The sequence below is a fragment of the Pseudomonas sp. P4_D7 genome, from assembly GCF_056401755.1.
Map to the genome: position 1 here is coordinate 1 of NZ_JBFUIR010000068.1, position 19350 is coordinate 19350.

The following is a 19350-nucleotide window of genomic DNA, read 5'->3' on the forward strand; positions in this document are numbered from 1 at the left end:
GGGAGCGCAGCGACCGTTTGGCGCAGCCAAACACAGCGAGAGGAGGTGCAGCGAAGCAAACCGTAGGCGCTGCGCCCGGATCGATCCCGCAGCGAAGGAACCCCGAGCCCCAGCGAGCGGGCCGTACGCAGGAGCAAGCGTTTTTGGTTACTTTTTAGGCGTTTGTAAAAAGTGACCCGCCGTAAGGGCGGAACCCTAATCAGCAACCCCCGCAGCAACGGATACACCCCCAAAACCCCAAGAGCCTGGTCGGCCCAAAGGCCGCCAAGCCCGGCTCGATCAATCCGCCAGCCAGCCGTATTCCCAGTAGCGCAAGTTATCGCCGCGCAACACGTAATCGCGCAACACCACCTCACGCAATTCATCGCCCATGCGATAACTGGCGTCCGGATCGGCCAAGTGCATACGGATCGCTTGCAGCCATTCATCCGTACTGTTGGTCTTGATCCGCGTGCACGGCAAATAACCGCGATAGGCCTCGGTATCCGTACAGATCACCGGGTAACCGCAGGCGCCGTATTCCAGTAGCCGCAAGTTGCTCTTGCAGTCGTTGAAGATATGGAATTCCAGCGGCGCCAGTGCCAGATCGAGGTTGAGGCTGGCCAGTTTCGCCGGGTACACGTCCAGGCCGATGACGCCATGGAACTCATGCATGTACGGCCGCAGATCATCCGGGCACATGCCGAAAAACACCCAGTCGACTTCATTGGCCAGTTCACGAACGACCTCGGCGATCACCGCCAGATCACCGTGGTGACTGGTGCCGCCGCCCCAGCCGACCCGCGGTTTCTTCGAGGTCCGACGCTGGCTGCGCAGGTGGCCCCACAAGTCCTTGGCCAACATGTTGGGGACGACACGAATGTCGTGGTGCATGTCCGACAGCACATTAGCCAGTGGTGCGGTGGATACGACCGCGCGATCACACAGCCCGATCGCACGCCGCACCATGCGCTCCATATCCTGCTTGCTCGGCATGTTACGGATGTGCGCATTGCGGTGGGGAACATCAATGACGTAGTCGTCGAGTTCGAAGATCCGTCGAGCGTTGAAGTACTTTTTCAGCGGTGGGATTTCATCGATGGCGTACTCCGAGTAGCGCCCTTGCAGAACGATCACATCAGGCGACTGACGTTCGATGTCGATGATCGACGGCAAGCCGTAGCAAATGCGCCCTTCCGCCCGATTGGCCGCTTCCAGCTCGATCATCGGCTGGCTCATGCGGTAATGGCCGATGGCTGAAGCATTGATCGGCACCACCAGCAGATTGGGCAGCTGCGCCTTGGAGAACGCACTCCACCCCGTGCGCAGTCCCGGCTCCAGACTGAAGTTGGTGGCGCCCACGCCCTGCAACGTCAGGTTGACGTTGTAGGCCGGATCGCGCGCCACCAGCGGCAACCAGCGCTGGTAAAACGTGTCCCGCTCCTCGGTGTGCAGCGCTTCTTCCTCCGGTGTCGCCATCGCATTTGGCCGCGCACCCACAGCCAGGATCGCATTGGGGTTCAACACCACCAGATAACCGTCGCGGCCAACGCGCAGACACAGGTCCACGACATTGAGCGTTTGTTTGAGGTCCTGCTCGTCCAGCCCGCCGGCAGCTTCGAACACCGACTTGCGAATCATCAGGCAATCACCGCCGACGGCACTCAGGTCATGCACCGCCTGCAGGCGATGCATGTACCCTTCCGACTGCATCGGCTGGCCATAGAACGGCAACCCGACCGGCCCGTTCAAGCCAAGAATCAGCCCGGCGTGCAGTACGCCGCCGTCCGGATTGAACAGCTTGGCGCCAACCACCCCGACTTCCGGGCGTTGCGCATGATTGAGCAGTTCGTCGAGCCAGTCGTTCCGGGTGATCACCGCAAAGGCGTTGAGCATCAACACATACTCACCGCGCGCCTGGCTGACGGCATAGTTGTGCACCGCTGCTGCGTTACCCTTTTGCGGGTAGCTCAGCACGCGAATCCGCTCGCTGCCCAGTTGTGCCATACCGTCCAGCCAAGCCAACGCTTCAGCGCTTTCGCTGCCGTTATCGACCAAGAGCAATTCGTACTCGGTGTAGTCGGTCTTTTCCAGCAATGTCTCGACGCAGCGTTGCAAGGCAGCCGTCTGGTCCTGCGTGACAATGACCACCGACACCAATGGGCGCCGGGCATGCTGATAGTCGACACGATTGAGCAGCCCGCCGTTACGGTCGCGAATGTCGTGAGCAATGCCAAGGCGTTGCAGATGCGCTTCGAGGATTCGCGGACTTTGCTGCGCAACGCCAGGATCAGTGAGCCATTGCGACAGGTCGAATTTCGACTCCAGCAACACTTCAGCAATGTGCCCGACCACTTGCAGGCCATCGCTTTCAACCATGCGCCACAGCACATCGTGGGGCGCGAGTTCGGCGAACGTCGAGGTAAAACCACCAAGCGCCAGGAACCGTTCGCGCTGGAACGCCAGCGCACGTCCGACGTAAGGGTAGCTGCGCATAAGGTCGAGGTTGAAATCCGGCTTGAACGCAGGCTCGGCCGACTCACCATCGCGCAGACTGCCTTCGTCGCTGTACAGGCATGTCAATGAGCTTGCGTGCGCAATGCGATCGGCCATCACCAACAATGCTGGCGCCACCGGGCAGTCACCTGGCTGCAACAGATAAAACCAGTCGGCGCCTTCCAGTTGCGGCAGCAGAGCGTTGATCTGCTCCAGGCCGTCACCCTGCAACGGCATGTGGAACACCCGATCGTCCAGCTTCGCTTCGCTGCAAGCCGTGGACAGCAGCAGAACCAGCTCCGGCGGGTAATCCTGAGCGGCGAGTGCCGCAAGGGTGCGCTTCAGGCCATCGCGACTGCCTTGGGCATCAATGATGATCGGCACGATGCGCGGTCGGTACGGCCAGCCAGCGAGGGTTTCCGGCAGCCATTGGCGCTGCGCCTCGGTCAACACCCGAACCGCCAGCCATTGTGCATAGAGTTCGCCAAAACTGAAGCTGTCGACTCCGACCCCCAGCTCCTGACGGCTCTGCTTGGTGCCGAGGGTACGGCTCAGCGGCAGTTCTTCCCAGACCCGAGGTGTCTCATCGGCCTTGGTCAACGGCACATAACGCACCCAGCCCGGCGCCGGTGCCGACTCGCCGCTGCGGACCTTGAGCATTTGCGAGATCCACTCGCGCTCGATCTCCGCCGCGTCTTTCATCGGTTGCTGCGCGCTCAGACGCTCGGGGTAGAGACGCTCGGCACTCAGTACGTTGTTGGAGACCACCAGATTGCCGCGCCGCAACAGACAGACGTACAAGGCAAAATCCAGCGTCGCAACGAAGCAGGCACCCTCCTCGGTCAAGGCTGGCAAAAGCTCCACAACATCGCTACGGCGAAACAGCGCACTACTGAATCCACCCAGTACGTTGACCGGGAATTTTTCAAAGATGCTCAGTACATCGTCGCCTTTGAGCAAGCCACTGGCCGGCGACAATGAGCTGTTTTCCAGACGTGCGGGCAGGATGATGTCGTTGGCATCCCACAACAACCGTTGCGCTACCACCAGACTGACTTCGTCACGCCGCAGCTCGTGGGCTTGCTGTTCGATACAGGCCGAATACAGCAGGTCATCGTCACACAGGAATTTGATGAACTCGCCCCGGGCTTGCTCAAGGCAGGCCTTCAGGTTACCGACCAGTCCCAGCGTTCGTGGGTTGCGCACGTAACGCACGGCAAAGCCGGTCTGCTCCGTCACCCGCGTAACGATGTCTTCAATCTCGTCGCCACGATTGTCATCGCACACGATGATTTCAAGATTGGCGTAATTCTGGCTGACAGCGCTGTTCAGCGTCCGCTCGAAGAAGCGCGGATTGAAGGCGGGAATGACAAGACTGACAAGAGGGAGTGAATTCACGGCGGGCTCACAGGCGGTGCGAGCCCGCTCGGAAAAGCGAGCCCTTGATACCGCTAAAAAACATGACTGAGTGGCAGGGTAAACGGGCGCTTACGCGCCCGTTGAGGATCAGATCTTGTTGAACAGACCCAACTGGCTGATCTTGCTGAACGCAAGCTGCGAAGCTTGCAGCATGGTCTGCTGCAGGGTCAGTCGCGTCATCACTTCAGCCGGATCCGAATCGCGAATGGAACCTTGCGTGGTGGTATTCGCGGTGCTCAGACTGTCATTGGTGGTGGCTTGCATTTCCAGCGCCTGACCACGGGCACCAATCTCGGTCACCGCAGCGCCGATTTGATTGTTGGCCGCGTCGATGTTGCCGAGGCCCGCCTCCATGGCGCCCTGGAATTTCTGCTTGGCCACCGGATCACCATCGATCGGTGTATTCAGAGCAGTAATCATCTGACCGAGGGTGTCGAGCACGTTCTGGGTCTGGTGATCATTTGGGCGGATCGAGAACTGATCACCCGCGGCCGGTGCGCTGCCCAGAGCAAAGGTCACGCCTGCCGCCGTGGCGTTGCTACCGGCCACAGTGCCCGAGGACACCGGTTTGCTGTCCGCAGTCACCGGCGCAGCATACAGATCGAATGCGGTGGCGCTGGTGAACTTGAGAACGGCGCCGCCCTGCGGGAATGCCGCGGTGTACGCTGCCTGGTCAGTGATGCTCGAACCGGTAATCACGGCGGTCGACGGGTTACCCGGGCTGCGCGTGGTAGTGAACGAGTCAGGCGCGGTGGACAACTGGAAGCTGTGGCCGGCAATGACCGCGTCCGGGTTGGTATCACCAGCCTTCAGGTTGATGTTCAGCTTCATGTCGACGCCACGGAAGCTGACCGTCTGGTTGGCACCGCTGCTGTTGCTGACCAAACCGTTCTGGCTCGCCTCAGCCGTCACGTCGTTGCCAAGGGCATCGGTGATTTTCAGCTGGGTGCTGCTGAGGAAGCTGACGGTATACGGCTGGCCAGCGGTGAACTTGGAGTTGTAAGTGGCTACGGTACCGATCGTGCCGTTGGACAGTACGACGCGACCGTCATCCACTGCCGGTGCGGTCATGGCGACGTTGGTACGCGCGGTATTGATGGTCTGCTGGAAAGCAGCCCAACCGGTGGTGTTGGTGCCGATCGTCATGCCATCGCCGATGCCCAGATTGATCGTGGTCTGGTCACCGTTGTAGCTGTAGGTGCCGTCGGCATTCTGCGAATACGGCGCGGTGTCGGTCTTCGAACCAGAGAACAGGTAGTTGCCGCTGGCATCCTTGGCGTTCATCAGACCCAGCACTTGTTGCTGGATCTGGCCCATTTCCGAAGCGTAAGCCTGGCGGTCCTTGTCGGTGGCCGTGCCATTGTTGGCGGCCAGGGCGAGTTCCTTGGCGCGGGCCAACGCGGTGGTGATCGAATCCAGCGTGGATTCTTGCACGGTCAATGCACTTTTGGTGCTGTCGACGTTGGTCTTGTACTGATCGAGCATCGCGGCCTGCTGGCCCAGTTGCAGCAAGCGCCCGGCACCGATCGGATCATCGGCGGCGGTATTGATGCGCTGCAGGCTGCTCGCCTCGCTGGCGGTGGCGACGGCCTTGTTGAAGTTACGCTGATAGTCCGACGCTTGCGTGCCGTAATACTGGGCGGTGGAAATGCGCATGAATTACGACTCCTTAAAGGCTGTTGATCAGCGTGGCGAAAGTTTCCTGCGCAGCTTTGATGATCTGCGAAGACGCTGTGTAGTACTGCTGATATTTGACCAGGTTGCCGGTTTCTTCATCCAGGTTGACCCCGGACAGCGAATCGCGCGCGCCTTTGGCGTTATCCAGAATCGCCGAGGTCGCGGCGCTGTCGGACTTGCCTTGGGCGGTTTTGGTACCGACGTTGGTCACCAGCTTGTTGTAGGCGTCAGTCAGGCTGATGCCCTTGCTCGCCGAACCGGTATCGACGGTCTGCGCCGTTTGCAGGGCGACCAGCGATTGCGCGTTGCGGTTGTCCGAAGACGCCGCACCGGTGAGATTCATGGTGAAGGTTTCGCCGGACTTCGGCGTGCCGCCAACGGTGGTCTGTACGGAGAATGTCTTCTGCACGTTCGGCGTAACACTGGTGTCCATCACCGGGTTGCCGCTGGCATCGACGATGCCGACTTTCAGGTCTAGCGTGTTCGATTGACCGGGAACGATAGTGCCGCTGCTGATGAGGCCGCCCTTGGCATCCACAAAGGTGTAGGACTGGCTGCCCCCGGTGACCGCACCAAACACCAGTTTGACCGGCGTCGAGTTCTTCAGCGCCGCTTGCATGTCAGCCTGGGCAGTCGGGTTGTAGATATCGATTTTGCTGTTGAGCGTCGGCTGGGTGAAAGTGCCCAGACCGTTGGCGCTCGCCACACCGGTCAACGGACCGGCCGCAGCAATTTTCTTCGGATCGGTGAGCACTGTCTGGATGCTCGCCGCCGCATTGCGGGTCGGCGTGACTTTGAAGCTGTCACCAGCGCTCAACGCACCACCTTTGAGCGCGAGGGTGAAACCGTCGATCACTGGAGGTGGATTGGTCGTCGTGCTGAACGCACCCAGATCGGTGCCGTCGGAGCGCTTGACCGTGTAGTCAGTGGCACTGGTGAACGTCACCTGATAATCGCTGGTGGTCAGCTTGCCGGTGTCCTTGATGGTGACATCGAGGTTACCCGAACCGGTGCTGTTGCCCGACTGCGCGATACTGCGCGAACTGATCAGCGCGGCACTGTTGATGTTGTTGAAAATCGCCGCGCCGAAGTCACCGTTCTTGTCGATGCCCTGGGCTTGCTGACTGTTGACCTGATCAGCGATCACCAGCGCCACGCGGCCCAGCTCGTTGAGCGACGGGTCGAGGACTTCTTTGCGGTAAGTCAGCAGGCCGCCGATTTCACCGCCGCTCATCGCCGAGGTGATGTCGATGGTGCTCGAACCGCGATCCATCTGGATGGCCATGCGCGACGGGTCGTCTTTGCTCGCGACCATGCTCAGCGTGTTGGTGGTGTTGCCGATCACCAGCGGCTGACCGCTACCGATGTAGACGTCGAAACTGGTGCCACGCTCGACGATTTGTGCACCCGTCAGCTCAGAGAGCTGGCGCACGGCTTCGTTGCGGCTGTCGAGCAGATCGTTCGGCGCACCGCCACTGGTGGAGATCTCGCCGATTTTCTGGTTCAGGTTGGCAATCGAAGTGGCCAGTTTGTTCACCTGGGCCGTCATGTCGCCAAGGCTGCCGTTGATGGTGGTGTTCTGGTCGTTGAGCTGTTTGGCGATGGTATTGAAGCGACTGGTCAGCGCCTGCGCACCGGTCAGCACCGATTGGCGGGAGGTGTCATCGGTCGCCGACGTCGAAACGCCCTGCATCGTGGTGAAGAACTTCTGCAGCACACCGGTCAGGCCGGTGTTGGTGTCCGACAGCATCGAGTCCAGCGGTGTGGCCTGCGCCAGGTAAGCAGCCGATTCGCTGTCGAGCGAAGTAGCGGTGTGCAGCTGGCTTTCCAGGTACGAGTTATACACCCGGCGCACGTCGGCCAGGGTCGTGCCCGTACCGATGAACACGGTGCCGAACTGCTGCGAGGATTTGGTGCCCTGCACGGTTTGCTGACGTGAATAACCGGCGGTGTCGACGTTGGCAATGTTGTTGCCTGTCGTAGCCAAAGAGGACTGGCTGGCCGACAGTCCCGACATCCCGATATTGAGCAAACTCATGGTTCAGACCTTATACCTTGTGCCTTATAAAGGCGTGGTGGATACACCCGCCGCAGCGTAGTTTTGGAAACTGTTCATCTGCTTGGCAATCTGCGAAATCTTGCTTGCGTAGTTCGGGTCGGTGGCGTAACCGGCCTTCTGCAACTCGCGTACAAACTGTTCTGGGTTATCGGCAGACTTCAGCACATCTTGATAGCGATTATTGCTCTGCAGCAAAGTCACCAGATCGTGGAAGCTGTCCTTGTACGAGGCGTAGGAACGGAACTCGGCCGTCTCCTTGACCATCTCGCCATTGCGAAACTCGCTGGTGATCGCCCGGGCCGAATCACCCTTCCAGTTGCTGCTCGCCTTGATGCCGAACAGGTTGTGGCTGCTACTGCCATCCTGGGCACGCATGACCGACTTGCCCCAACCGGTTTCCAGCGCCGCCTGTGCCACCAGATAACGCGGATCGACGCCGATGCGGTCGGCCGCTTCCTTGGCCATCGGCAGCATGGTGTTGACGAATTCGTCGGCGGAACTGAAAGCTTTCTTCGCCGGCGCCAGTGGAATCTGCGCCATGGCGCGACCGTAGACCTGCATCTGTCCGCCCGAGGCCTTCTCGGTCTCGGCGCGGGCCAGCCAGTCGCCGTTGTACAACGGGCCGGCGCCAGTGGGGGCAGCGGTTGTCGCACGCTGCGGCAATTGATTGGCGGCCGCCGGCGTCGCCGACGGCACCAGACCTGCGAGCAAACGATCGGCCAGTTTCGGCGGCAAGGCCAGCCGACGCTGATTGATCAGCGCCATGTCATTGCGGTGGGAAATATCGGTGTTCGGTGCATTCACCGAACGCGAGGCCCACAGCGGACGCTCGCCATTGAGCCGCGACAGCGGGCCATTGGTGGCAACGGTGCCGGCGGCAATCGGCGTAGCCACGGCAGCAGCTTTCGCCTTGGCTTCTTCCTGCTTGGCCGCGGACGCGGCAGCAGCCTCGCCCGGCGCCATCGGTTTGTTCTTCGACATCTGGCGCATCAGCACGTCAGCCAGACCGATACCACCGCCCTCGCGAGACATGGAAACGGCCAACTGCTGGTCGTACATTTCCTGATACTGCTTGGCCGCTGGCGTGTTGAGCGGATTGTCCTGGCCCAGCGCTTCAGTGGCCGAGCGCATCGACTTGAGCATTTCGCCAAGGAACAGCGATTCGAACTCCTGCGCCACTTTGCGCATGTTCGCATCGCTGTTCTTGTCGCCGACCTTGAGTTGGTTCAGACGATTGAGGTCCGAGTAGGAACCCGAATCGCTGCTGCTGACCATACCGCTCTTGCGCATATCCATGATGGTCGGCCTCAGATCACGATCAGGTCGGCTTGCAACGCGCCGGCCTGCTTCAAGGCTTCGAGGATCGCCATCAAGTCACCCGGTGCCGCGCCGACCTGGTTCACCGCACGGACGATTTCGTCGAGGGTGGTGCCCGGGCCGAACTTGAACATCGGTTTGGCTTCCTGCTCGGCATTCACCCGCGAGCGCGGCACAACAGCGGTCTGGCCATTGGACAGAGGGCCGGGCTGGCTGACGATCGGGTCTTCAGTGATGGTCACGGTCAGGCTGCCGTGGGTCACGGCGGCTGGCGACACTTTCACGTTCTGGCCGATGACGATGGTGCCGGTACGCGAGTTGATAATGACTTTCGCCACCGCCTGACCCGGATCGACTTCGAGGTTTTCCAGGATCGACAGGTAGTCGACGCGCTGGCTCGGATCGAGCGGCGCAGTGACACGGATCGAACCGCCGTCGATGGCTTGCGCAACGCCAGGGCCAAGCATGTCGTTGATCTTGTCGACGATACGTTTGGCCGTGGTGAAGTCGGAACGGTTGAGGTTCAGCGTCAGGCTGTTGCCCTGGTTGAAACCGCTCGGCACCGAACGTTCTACCGACGCACCGCCGGGGATACGACCGGCCGACGGAACGTTGACGGTGATCTTCGAACCGTCACGCCCTTCGGCATCAAAACCGCCGACCACCAGGTTGCCCTGAGCGATGGCGTAAACGTTGCCGTCGATACCCTTGAGCGGGGTCAGCAACAAGGTGCCGCCGCGCAGGCTCTTGGAGTTACCGATCGAGGACACGGTGATGTCGACCTGCTGACCCGGTTTGGCAAACGCCGGCAGATCGGCACTCACCGACACCGCCGCGACGTTTTTCAACTGCACGTTGCCCGATCCCGGCGGCACTTTGATGCCGAACTGCGAGAGCATGTTGTTGAAGGTCTGCAGGGTGAACGGGGTTTGCGTCGTCTGGTCACCGGTGCCGTTAAGCCCGACCACCAGGCCGTAACCGATCAACTGGTTGGAACGCACGCCGGAAATGCTGGCGATATCTTTCAGCCGCTCGGCGTGGGCAGCAAAGGCTGCGGACATCAGCGCCGCAGCGAGCATGAGGCTCTTGAAATTCAAAGTCGCCACCTAGAAAGGGAACAGCGGGCTGAGGAAGAAACGGTCGAACCAGCCTGGCTGACTCGCATCGGCAAACGAGCCGGTGCCCGAGTAGGTGATGCGCGCATCGGCGACACGAGTCGACGACACGGTGTTGTCAGTGGCGATGTCATCGGCACGCACCAGACCGGCAATCCGCACCAGCTCATCACCGGTGTTGAGGGTCATCCACTTCTCACCGCGCACAGCAATGATGCCGTTGGGCAAGACGTCGGCCACAGTCACGGTGACCGAACCGGTCAGGGTGTTGCCCTGCGCGGCCTTGCTGTCGCCCTTGGTGGCGCGGTCGCCGCTGTAGCCAACGTCCAGACTCAGATCGTTACCGCCCAACGGGTTGTTGGTGGTACCGCTGCCGCCGAACAACGAGGTCAGACCGATACCGGTCTTGCTGTTCTTGGCCACTTGCGAGTTGGCGTTCTTGCTCGCCTGGGTCTTCTCGTTCAGGGTGATGGTGATGATGTCACCGACCCGGAAGGCCTTGCGGTCGCTGTACAGGTTCTGCTCGAAGCCGGCCTGATAGATCGAGCCGTTATTGGCGGCAGCCGGCAACGGCGTGCGCGGCAACACCGGGGCGTAGTAAGGGTCATTGGGCTTGGGCGTCGGAGCGACGCAGCCCGCGAGCGAGACGACCCCACTCAATGCCAGAACAGATACAAAGCGATTCATGACCCTACCTCACGGTGTTGCAGGCGACCTCATGGCCGCCTCATAGACTTGATTACAGATTCTGCGTTACGAACGAGAGCATCTGGTCGGCGGTGGAGATCACCTTGGAGTTCATCTCGTAAGCGCGCTGAGTGGTGATCATGTTGACCATCTCTTCAACGGTGCTGACGTTGGACGTTTCCAGGGTGTTCTGCAGCATGGTGCCAAAACCGTTCAGGCCCGGCGTGCCGACTTGCGGGGCACCCGATGCAGCGGTTTCGAGGAACAGGTTGTTGCCCACCGCTTGCAGACCGGCCGGGTTGATGAAGTCGGCGGTTTGCAGGTTGCCGATCACTTGCGCTGCCGGGTTGCCGGCGATGGTTACCGACACAGTGCCGTCACGGCCGACGGTGAAGGTCTGGGCATCGTTCGGAATGACGATGGCCGGTTCCAGAGCGAAACCGCTGGCGTTGACGATCTGGCCGTTGGAATCGAGGTGGAAGGTACCGTCACGGGTGTAGGACGTGGTGCCGTCCGGCTGCAGGATCTGGAAGAAACCGCGACCGTCGATGGCCATGTCCAGCGGCTGCTCGGTGGTTTGCAGGCTGCCGGCGGTGAAGTTTTTCTGGGTGCCGACGATACGCACACCGGTACCCACTTGCAGACCCGACGGCAGTTCGCTGTCCTGAGTCGACTGGGCACCAGGCTGACGCTTGATCTGATAGAGCAGGTCCTGGAATTCGGCACGGTCACGTTTGAAACCCGTGGTCGACACGTTCGCCAGGTTGTTGGAAATGGTGGTCAGGTTGGTGTCCTGGGCGGACAGACCGGTTTTGGCAACCCATAGAGCCGGAAGCATTCGATTCTCCTCGTGCGCCTGTTTTTCGGCGCGACGTTCTGATAATTAGCTGATCTGCAAGACCCGAGCCATGGCCTGGTCGTCGTCTTTGGCGGTGTTCATCATCTTGACGTGCAACTCGAACTGCTTGGCCAGGGCCAGCACCGAGGTCATCTCTTCAACGGCGTTGACGTTGCTCGACTCTAGGAAACCCGACACCAGTTTGACGTTGGCATCAGCCGGCGCAGGCTGGCCGTCCTTGGTGTAGATCGAGCCGTCGAGGCCCTTGTTCATGTTCTTGATGTCCGGGTTGACCAGCTTGATCCGGTCGACCTCCGCCATGACACGCGGGCCTTCGCCCATCGCACGAATACTGATGGTGCCGTCTTCACCGACTTCGATCTGCTGCTCGGGCGGCACGGCGATCGGACCGCCATTGCCCATCACCGGCATACCGTTGCCGGCGCGCAATACGCCGAGGGCGTCGACGTTGAGGCTGCCGGTGCGCACGTAGCTTTCGCCGCCGTTCGGGTTCTGCACCGCGATCCAGCCATTGCCGGTGACGGCGACGTCGAGGTCACGACCGGTCTGCACCAGCGAGCCCGGGGTGAAGTCGGTGGCGGGCCGTTCGCTCATGGCAAACGCACGCGCCGGAAAGCTGTCACCGAACACCGGCATCGAACGCGCCTGCTCCAGGTCGCGCTGAAAGCCGTTGGTGGAGATGTTCGCCAGGTTGTTGGCATGAGCCTTCTGCGCCAGTGCGTTCTGGCTGGCGCCGGTCATTGCCACATAAAGGTACTTGTCCACACTCTTTCCTCTGCATGCCGGACGTTTGCCGCCCACCGCTGTACTGCTGAGCCATAAGCAATTTGCAGACCAACTTTTTTCTGGCGGGCAAAGGCCCGGTAAACAAAGGACTTGGGGGATAGCGAGGGGAAATTTGAAATGTATCGAAGTCGAAAAACCGGCGGTGTTATGCCGCTTGGCGGCAAAGGATCAAAAGATGATCGTTCCCACGCTCCGCGTGGGAACGATCATGCTTGAGCTATGAATCGGTTTTACCGACTTCATACTCGCGCAGTTTATTGGCAATGGTGGTGTGCGAAACCCCCAGCCGCTTACCCAATTGCCGACTGCTCGGATGCTCGGAATACAACCGCTCCAGCACCGCTTTTTCGAATCGCCCGACAATCTCGTCCAACCCGCCTTCCAGCGAGAAATCGCCAAGCGGCTGACGCACGCCGTAATCCGGCAGACGAATATGTTCGGCCTTCACCGTGCCGCCATCGCACAGCGAAACTGCCTGAAACAAAACGTTCTCCAGTTGCCGCACGTTGCCCGGCCAGTGGTAATGACTGAGGCGATCCATCGCCGCCGGCGCCAGTTTCGGCAGTGTGCAACCGATCTGCCGACTGGCCTGATCGAGGAAGTGCTCGACCAGCGGCGTCAACCCGTCGAGGCATTCGCGCAACGGCGGGATGTGCAGGGAGAGCACGTTCAAGCGGTGGTACAAATCCTGGCGAAACTCTCCGCGCGCGCACAACTCCGACAAGTCGACCTGCGTCGCACAGATGACCCGCACATCCAGGTAAACCTCTTCATCACTGCCGACCCGGCGGAAGCAACCGTCCTGCAAAAAGCGCAGCAACTTCACTTGAAGACGCGGGCTCATCTCACCGACACCGTCAAGAAACAGCGTGCCGCCCGCCGTCAATTCCAGCAGCCCGAGCTTGCCTTCGGCGCGTGCACCTTCGAACGCGCCCGGGCCGTAACCGAACAACTCAGTCTCGGCCATCGACTCCGGCAGGCCTGCGCAGTTGAGCGCCATCAACGGCGACTGCCCACGCGGACTGGCGAGGTGACAGGCGCGCGCAAGCAATTCCTTGCCGGTACCGGTTTCGCCCTCAATTAATAGCGGAGCGTCGAGCGGCGCCATACGCCGTGCTTCGCGCACCACGGCGGCCATCACTTTCGAGCTCTGGAAGATGCTGTCGAAACCACGCAGTTCCTGCTTGCGCACGTTATAGATACGCTCGCCAACGCGGTCAGCGCGATGCAAGGTCAGCACCGCACCGGCCATGGCCTCACTGTCGTCGTGCTCCGATTGCAGCGGCGCGATGTCGGCCAGAAAGATGTCGCCCTTGACCTTGACCCGCATGCCGTTGATTCGCGATTTGTTGGCGCGCACCAGCTCTGGCAAATCGAAATCCTCGGCGTAACGCGACAGCGGAATCCCCGGCACTTCATCGACGCGCACGCCGAGCAACTGCGCCGCCGCGCGGTTGGCCGCCACGATCGAGCCGCCCATGTCGATCGACAGCACCGGAAACTCCAGCGCGCCGAGCAGCGCATTCAACTCCATGTGCCGACGTTCGCTGGGCATCAGCCCAACCCGCTTGACGCCAAACACCCCGGCGATCGCCTCGAATTTCGGCCGCAACGCCTGGAACTGGATGTTGATCAGGTTCGGGCAATGCAGATAGATCGCGTTGCCATGCTCACCGCCGACCTCACCGCGCGCGACGTTGATCCCGTAGGCAACCAGCAGGTTGAGAATGTCGCGCAGGATGCCGATGCGGTTCTGGCAGTGGACTTTGATGCGCATAAAAATCGTCCGAATAAACGATGAGAAACCTGTAGGAGTGAGCCTGCTCGCGATGGCTTTGGGTCAATTGATATTGATGCTGACTGATGCACCGCTATCGCGAGCAGGCTCACTCCTACAGGGGGACCGCGCCAGACTTTTCTGTCGAGGCACGCAGATAGTTGTCAAGATTATGTGACAGCCACCGGCCTTTTCAAACCCGTGAATCACCGCAAATGCGAGATATCCGTCAAAGCGTAACGATAATTTTACGATTTACAGAGAAACTTCCTACGTGGAGGCACTTCAACCTGCTGCACATCAACCCGCTCTCAGGTAATTCTGAATCCATCGCTGGACATAACAAGAACGAATTCCCCTAGCAGGAGAGCAGTATGAAGCAGACGCAATACGTGGCCCGCGAGCCCGATGCGCAAGGTTTTATCGACTACCCCGCCGAAGAACATGCGGTGTGGAATACGCTGATCACTCGCCAACTGAAAGTGATTGAAGGGCGTGCCTGCCAGGAGTATCTGGACGGTATCGAAAAACTCGGTCTGCCCCACGACCGCATTCCGCAACTCGGCGAAATCAACAAAGTGCTTGGCGAGACCACCGGTTGGCAGGTCGCCCGCGTGCCGGCACTGATCCCCTTCCAGACCTTTTTTGAACTGCTGGCCAGCAAGCAATTTCCGGTGGCTACGTTCATTCGTACCCGCGAAGAGCTGGACTACCTGCAAGAGCCGGACATTTTCCACGAGATCTTTGGTCACTGCCCGCTGCTGACCAACCCGTGGTTCGCCGAATTCACCCACACCTACGGCAAACTTGGTTTGCAGGCGACCAAGGAAGAACGTGTTTATCTGGCGCGCCTGTACTGGATGACCATCGAGTTCGGCCTGGTCGACACCCCGCAAGGCAAACGCATTTACGGTGGCGGCATCCTGTCTTCACCAAAAGAAACCGTTTATTCGCTGTCGGACGAACCTGAGCATCAGGCGTTCGATCCGCTCGAAGCCATGCGCACGCCGTATCGCATCGACATCCTGCAACCGCTGTACTTTGTCCTGCCGAACCTCAAGCGTCTGTTCGACGTGGCCCATGAAGACATCATGGCCATGGTTCGCCAAGGCATGCAGCTGGGTCTGCACGCACCGAAGTTTCCGCCGAAACCGAAAGCCGCGTGAACCGCGACTTTTGCTGACAATTGAGCCTGTCCGTCGCCGCCACTTTGGTTTAGCGTGACGGCATTCACGGCTCAAACGTTTTAATAAAAAAAACACACTCGATTCAGGAATACACCATGTCCACTTTGAACCAAGCCCACTGCGAAGCCTGCCGCGCCGATGCGCCACAAGTCAGCGACGAAGAACTGCCGATCCTGATCAAGCAGATCCCTGACTGGAACATAGAAGTCCGCGACAGCATCATGCAGCTGGAGAAAGTTTTCCTGTTCAAGAATTTCAAGCACGCCCTGGCGTTCACCAACGCTGTCGGCGAGATTTCCGAGGCCGAAGGTCATCACCCGGGCCTGCTGACCGAATGGGGCAAAGTCACCGTGACCTGGTGGAGCCATTCGATCAAAGGCCTGCACCGCAACGACTTCATCATGGCTGCGCGCACTGACGAAGTGGCCAAGACCGCAGAAGGACGCAAGTAATGCACTTCGACGCCATCGGCCGGGTACCCGGCGACCCGATCCTCGGTTTGATGGAGGCGTATGCGCAGGACACCAACCCGCGCAAATTCGACCTGGGCGTTGGCGTCTACAAGGACGCTCAAGGCCTGACGCCAATCCCGGAGGCGGTGAAAATCGCCGAAGCGCGGCTGGTCGAAAGCCAGGACACCAAAACCTACATCGGCGGCCACGGCAACCCGCTGTTCGGCAAAGTCATCAATCAGTTGGTGCTCGGTGCCGACTCGAAGCTGATCGCCGCACAACGTGCCGGCGCCACCCAGACGCCGGGCGGTACTGGCGCCCTGCGCCTGGCTGCCGACTTCATCGCCCAGTGCCTGCCGGGCAAGGGCGTGTGGCTGAGCAACCCGACCTGGCCGATCCACGAAACCATTTTCGCCACGGCCGGGGTCAAGGTCAGTCACTACCCGTACGTGGGCAGTGACAACCGCCTCGACGTCGACGCCATGCTCGCGGTGCTCAACGAAGTACCGAAAGGTGATGTGGTGCTGCTGCACGCGTGCTGCCACAACCCGACCGGTTTTGACTTGAGCCATGACGACTGGCAGCGCGTGCTCGATGTGGTGCGCAGCCGCAATCTGCTGCCGCTGATCGACTTTGCCTACCAGGGCTTTGGCGACGGTCTGGAGCAGGATGCGTGGTCGACCCGCTTGTTCGCGGCCGAGGTGCCTGAGCTGCTGATTACCAGCTCCTGCTCGAAGAACTTCGGTCTGTACCGCGACCGCACCGGTGCGCTGATCGTCTGCGCGAAAACCGCCGACAAGCTCATCGACATCCGCAGCCAACTGGCCAACATCGCCCGCAATTTGTGGTCGACACCGCCAGATCATGGTGCTGCGGTGGTCGCGACCATCCTCGCCGATCCCGAGCTGAAAGCCCGCTGGGCCGATGAAGTGGAAGCCATGCGTTTGCGTATCGCGCAGTTGCGCAGCGGCCTGGTTGAAGCGCTGGAGCCGCATGGCCTGCGCGAGCGTTTTGCACACATTGGCGTACAACGCGGGATGTTCTCTTACACCGGACTGTCGCCGGAGCAAGTGAAACAACTGCGTGAGCATCACAGCGTGTACATGGTCAACTCGGGCCGGGCGAACGTCGCCGGCATCGACGCTACGCGCCTCGCCTTGCTGGCAGAAGCCATCGCCAGCGTCTGCAAATAGTCTAAACACCGCAATACCCTGTAGGAGTGAGCCTGCTCGCGATAGCGGTGTATCAGCCAGCATTTTAGTTGACTGATACACTTGTCATTTTTCCTGCTGTATCCTGCGCAGGCTTTCAAGAAGCGCGGATCTACCAGATCTATCAACAGACTTAGCGAGGAGCGCAACCATGCACGAGATTCCTAATCTCCCCTTCCCAAGCCTGCACGTACCTGAGCAGACGACCACGCAGCAAGCCGGAGCCCAACAGCCCGAGCAGAAAGAAGCCGTTGAGAGCCGCCCGGCCGACAACGAAGAGTAAGACCCCGTCGTACAGACCGTGTGGAAAGCGCTAACATGCGCTTTCCACACTGCCTGAACCCCGAGCCTGCCATGACCGACGAATTCTCCGAAAGCCAAGCTGCCGTCCTGATCGGCACCACCGAGAAAATGATCGAGATCTGGAACCGCCTCTCTCCCGAGAAACAGGCCGCCCTGCTCGCCCGCTTCGGCAGCGAAGAAAATGCCCTCGCGGCGCTGGTCACCACACAACTGGTTGCCCCGGCCAAACCCTGAAGCGGCCTCCCGGCAAATAGTTTTACTTTTCCCGCCCCAGAAGCCTCTACGCCGGTATCATAAGCAGCCTATCTAATCTGCCGTTCCCGTGGATCGTTACCCATGTCGCCCTCTATGTCCGAGCCCCAGCGCCCCCTGGCGGTCACGCTGCAAGTCGTTTCCATCGTCCTCTTCACCTTTATCGGTTACCTGAACATCGGCATTCCGCTCGCGGTGCTGCCGGGCTATGTGCACAGCGATCTGGGCTTTGGCGCGGTGATTGCCGGTCTGGTGATCAGCGTGCAGTACCTCGCGACCCTGCTCAGCCGTCCGTATGCCGGCAAGATCATCGACAACCAGGGCAGCAAACGCGCTGTGATGATTGGCCTGGCCGGGTGCGGCTTGAGCGGTGTGTTCATGTTGATTTCGGCGTGGACACCGAACCTGCCGATGCTCAGTTTGATCAGTCTGTTGATCGGTCGCCTGGTGCTGGGCAGCGCTGAAAGCCTTGTCGGTTCTGGTTCGATCGGCTGGGGCATTGGCCGGGTTGGCGCGGCAAACACCGCCAAAGTGATTTCCTGGAACGGCATCGCCAGTTATGGCGCACTGGCAGTTGGCGCACCGTTCGGCGTGTGGCTGGTCGGCCAGTTGGGATTGTGGAGCATGGGCGTCAGCATCATTTTGCTGGCGATTCTTGGTCTGGCGTTGGCCTGGCCGAAAACCGCCGCGCCGATTGTGGCGGGTGAACGCCTGCCGTTCATGCATGTGCTCGGTAAAGTGTTTCCCCACGGTTGCGGCCTGGCGCTGGGCTCGATCGGCTTCGGCACCATCGCCACTTTCATCACCCTGTATTACGCCACACAGCATTGGGACAACGCCGTGCTGTGCCTGAGCCTGTTCGGTGCCAGCTTCATCGGTGCGCGCCTGCTGTTCGGCAATCTGATCAACCGCCTCGGCGGCTTTCGCGTGGCGATTGCCTGCCTGTCGGTGGAGACACTGGGCCTGCTGCTGTTGTGGCTGGCACCGGACGCACATTGGGCGCTGGCCGGTGCGGCGCTGAGCGGGTTTGGTTTCTCGCTGGTGTTCCCGGCGCTGGGTGTGGAGGCAGTGAATCTGGTGCCGGCTTCAAGCCGTGGCGCAGCGGTCGGTGCTTATTCACTGTTCATTGATTTGTCGCTGGGGATCACCGGGCCATTGGCCGGGGCGATTGCGGCAGGCTTCGGCTTTGCTTCGATCTTCCTGTTCGCCGCTCTCGCTGCATTGAGCGGATTGGCCTTGAGCGTCTATCTGTACAAGCACACGGCCAAGTACCGCGAAGACTAGAAGTCCACTTTGCCGCGCCCGGCCTTGATGCTGCCGCGCTTGGTTTTCGATTCGAGCCGGCGCTTCTTCGAACCGAGGGTCGGCTTGGTCGGGCGGCGTTTCTTTTCGACTTTGGTGGCGCTGAGGATCAGCTCGACCAGACGCTCAAGCGCATCGGCACGGTTGGCCTCCTGCGTGCGGTATTGCTGGGCCTTGATGATCAACACGCCGTCGCTGGTAATACGACTGTCGCGCAACGCCAGTAGTCGCTCCTTGTAGAACTCGGGCAAGGACGAGGCCGGAATGTCGAAGCGCAGGTGCACCGCACTGGAAACCTTGTTGACGTTCTGCCCACCGGCACCTTGTGCGCGGATGGCGGTCAGTTCGATCTCGGCGTCGGGAAGATGCACGTTGTTGGAAATCACCAGCATGGAAAAGCGTCCGTAATCAGAGTGCACAGGATACCGCGATTAGCTGCAAAGCGACCTGCGGCCTGCGGGCGCAACTTCCA

General features: G+C 60.4%; 16 protein-coding genes. 6 read left to right on the plus strand and 10 right to left on the minus strand.

Annotated features, from left to right (window positions below; genetic code table 11):
• Positions 1-279 precede the first annotated feature (279 nt).
• The 9 genes from AC1DVF_RS26690 to AC1DVF_RS26730 all read right to left on the minus strand — a co-directional run bounded on the left by AC1DVF_RS26690 (position 280) and on the right by AC1DVF_RS26730 (position 14171).
• Positions 280-3873 carry a glycosyltransferase gene (locus tag AC1DVF_RS26690; RefSeq protein ID WP_460090175.1) on the minus strand — a complete coding sequence of 1198 codons (3594 nt, stop codon included), beginning with the start codon at positions 3871-3873 and terminating at the stop codon, positions 280-282.
• Between the two features lie 108 nt (positions 3874-3981).
• The gene (locus AC1DVF_RS26695; protein WP_099758333.1) at positions 3982-5550 is read right to left on the minus strand and encodes a flagellar hook-associated protein 3; all 1569 of its coding nucleotides are present in this window, start codon (positions 5548-5550) and stop codon (positions 3982-3984) included.
• 13 nt (positions 5551-5563) lie between these two features.
• Positions 5564-7609, minus strand: a complete 2046-nt coding sequence (gene flgK / locus AC1DVF_RS26700) for a flagellar hook-associated protein FlgK (protein WP_093439590.1) — start codon at positions 7607-7609, stop codon at positions 5564-5566.
• 24 nt (positions 7610-7633) lie between these two features.
• Complete coding sequence (flgJ, locus tag AC1DVF_RS26705) at positions 7634-8926, minus strand: flagellar assembly peptidoglycan hydrolase FlgJ (RefSeq protein ID WP_477783425.1); 1293 nt, start codon at positions 8924-8926, stop codon at positions 7634-7636.
• A gap of 11 nt (positions 8927-8937) precedes the next feature.
• Positions 8938-10026 (minus strand): flagellar basal body P-ring protein FlgI, encoded by a 1089-nt coding sequence (locus tag AC1DVF_RS26710; protein ID WP_049802112.1) that lies wholly within the window; start codon positions 10024-10026, stop codon positions 8938-8940.
• Positions 10027-10053: 27 nt separating this feature from the next.
• Positions 10054-10749, minus strand: a complete 696-nt coding sequence (gene flgH, locus AC1DVF_RS26715; RefSeq protein ID WP_034153262.1) for a flagellar basal body L-ring protein FlgH — start codon at positions 10747-10749, stop codon at positions 10054-10056.
• A gap of 52 nt (positions 10750-10801) precedes the next feature.
• Complete coding sequence (gene flgG / locus AC1DVF_RS26720) at positions 10802-11587, minus strand: flagellar basal-body rod protein FlgG (RefSeq protein WP_016984271.1); 786 nt, start codon at positions 11585-11587, stop codon at positions 10802-10804.
• A 45-nt stretch (positions 11588-11632) separates the two neighbouring features.
• On the minus strand, positions 11633-12373 hold the full coding sequence (locus AC1DVF_RS26725) for a flagellar basal body rod protein FlgF (protein ID WP_093439577.1): 741 nt from the start codon (positions 12371-12373) through the stop codon (positions 11633-11635).
• Positions 12374-12611: 238 nt separating this feature from the next.
• Positions 12612-14171 carry a sigma-54-dependent transcriptional regulator gene (locus tag AC1DVF_RS26730; protein ID WP_099758329.1) on the minus strand — a complete coding sequence of 520 codons (1560 nt, stop codon included), beginning with the start codon at positions 14169-14171 and terminating at the stop codon, positions 12612-12614.
• A gap of 374 nt (positions 14172-14545) precedes the next feature.
• Here AC1DVF_RS26730 and phhA point away from each other — a divergent pair, with 374 nt between their 5' ends.
• The 6 genes from phhA to AC1DVF_RS26760 all read left to right on the plus strand — a co-directional run bounded on the left by phhA (position 14546) and on the right by AC1DVF_RS26760 (position 18860).
• On the plus strand, positions 14546-15337 hold the full coding sequence (gene phhA, locus AC1DVF_RS26735) for a phenylalanine 4-monooxygenase (protein WP_007965510.1): 792 nt from the start codon (positions 14546-14548) through the stop codon (positions 15335-15337).
• Between the two features lie 116 nt (positions 15338-15453).
• Positions 15454-15810 (plus strand): 4a-hydroxytetrahydrobiopterin dehydratase, encoded by a 357-nt coding sequence (locus AC1DVF_RS26740; RefSeq protein ID WP_003222798.1) that lies wholly within the window; start codon positions 15454-15456, stop codon positions 15808-15810.
• Positions 15810-17003: an amino acid aminotransferase gene (locus tag AC1DVF_RS26745; protein ID WP_477783426.1), complete on the plus strand. Its 1194-nt coding sequence runs from the start codon at positions 15810-15812 to the stop codon at positions 17001-17003. The genes AC1DVF_RS26740 and AC1DVF_RS26745 overlap by 1 nt, the downstream gene beginning before the upstream one ends.
• Before the next feature lie 169 nt (positions 17004-17172).
• Positions 17173-17304, plus strand: a complete 132-nt coding sequence (locus tag AC1DVF_RS26750; RefSeq protein WP_256573958.1) for a hypothetical protein — start codon at positions 17173-17175, stop codon at positions 17302-17304.
• Between the two features lie 71 nt (positions 17305-17375).
• A complete protein-coding gene (locus tag AC1DVF_RS26755; protein WP_093440150.1) occupies positions 17376-17558 on the plus strand; it encodes a hypothetical protein in 183 nt (60 codons plus the stop codon).
• Positions 17559-17672: 114 nt separating this feature from the next.
• Positions 17673-18860 carry an MFS transporter gene (locus AC1DVF_RS26760; RefSeq protein ID WP_175559663.1) on the plus strand — a complete coding sequence of 396 codons (1188 nt, stop codon included), beginning with the start codon at positions 17673-17675 and terminating at the stop codon, positions 18858-18860.
• Here the strand turns inward: AC1DVF_RS26760 and arfB are convergent.
• Positions 18857-19270: an alternative ribosome rescue aminoacyl-tRNA hydrolase ArfB gene (gene arfB, locus AC1DVF_RS26765; protein WP_095050152.1), complete on the minus strand. Its 414-nt coding sequence runs from the start codon at positions 19268-19270 to the stop codon at positions 18857-18859. The genes AC1DVF_RS26760 and arfB overlap by 4 nt on opposite strands.
• Between the last annotated feature and the right edge of the window lie 80 nt (positions 19271-19350).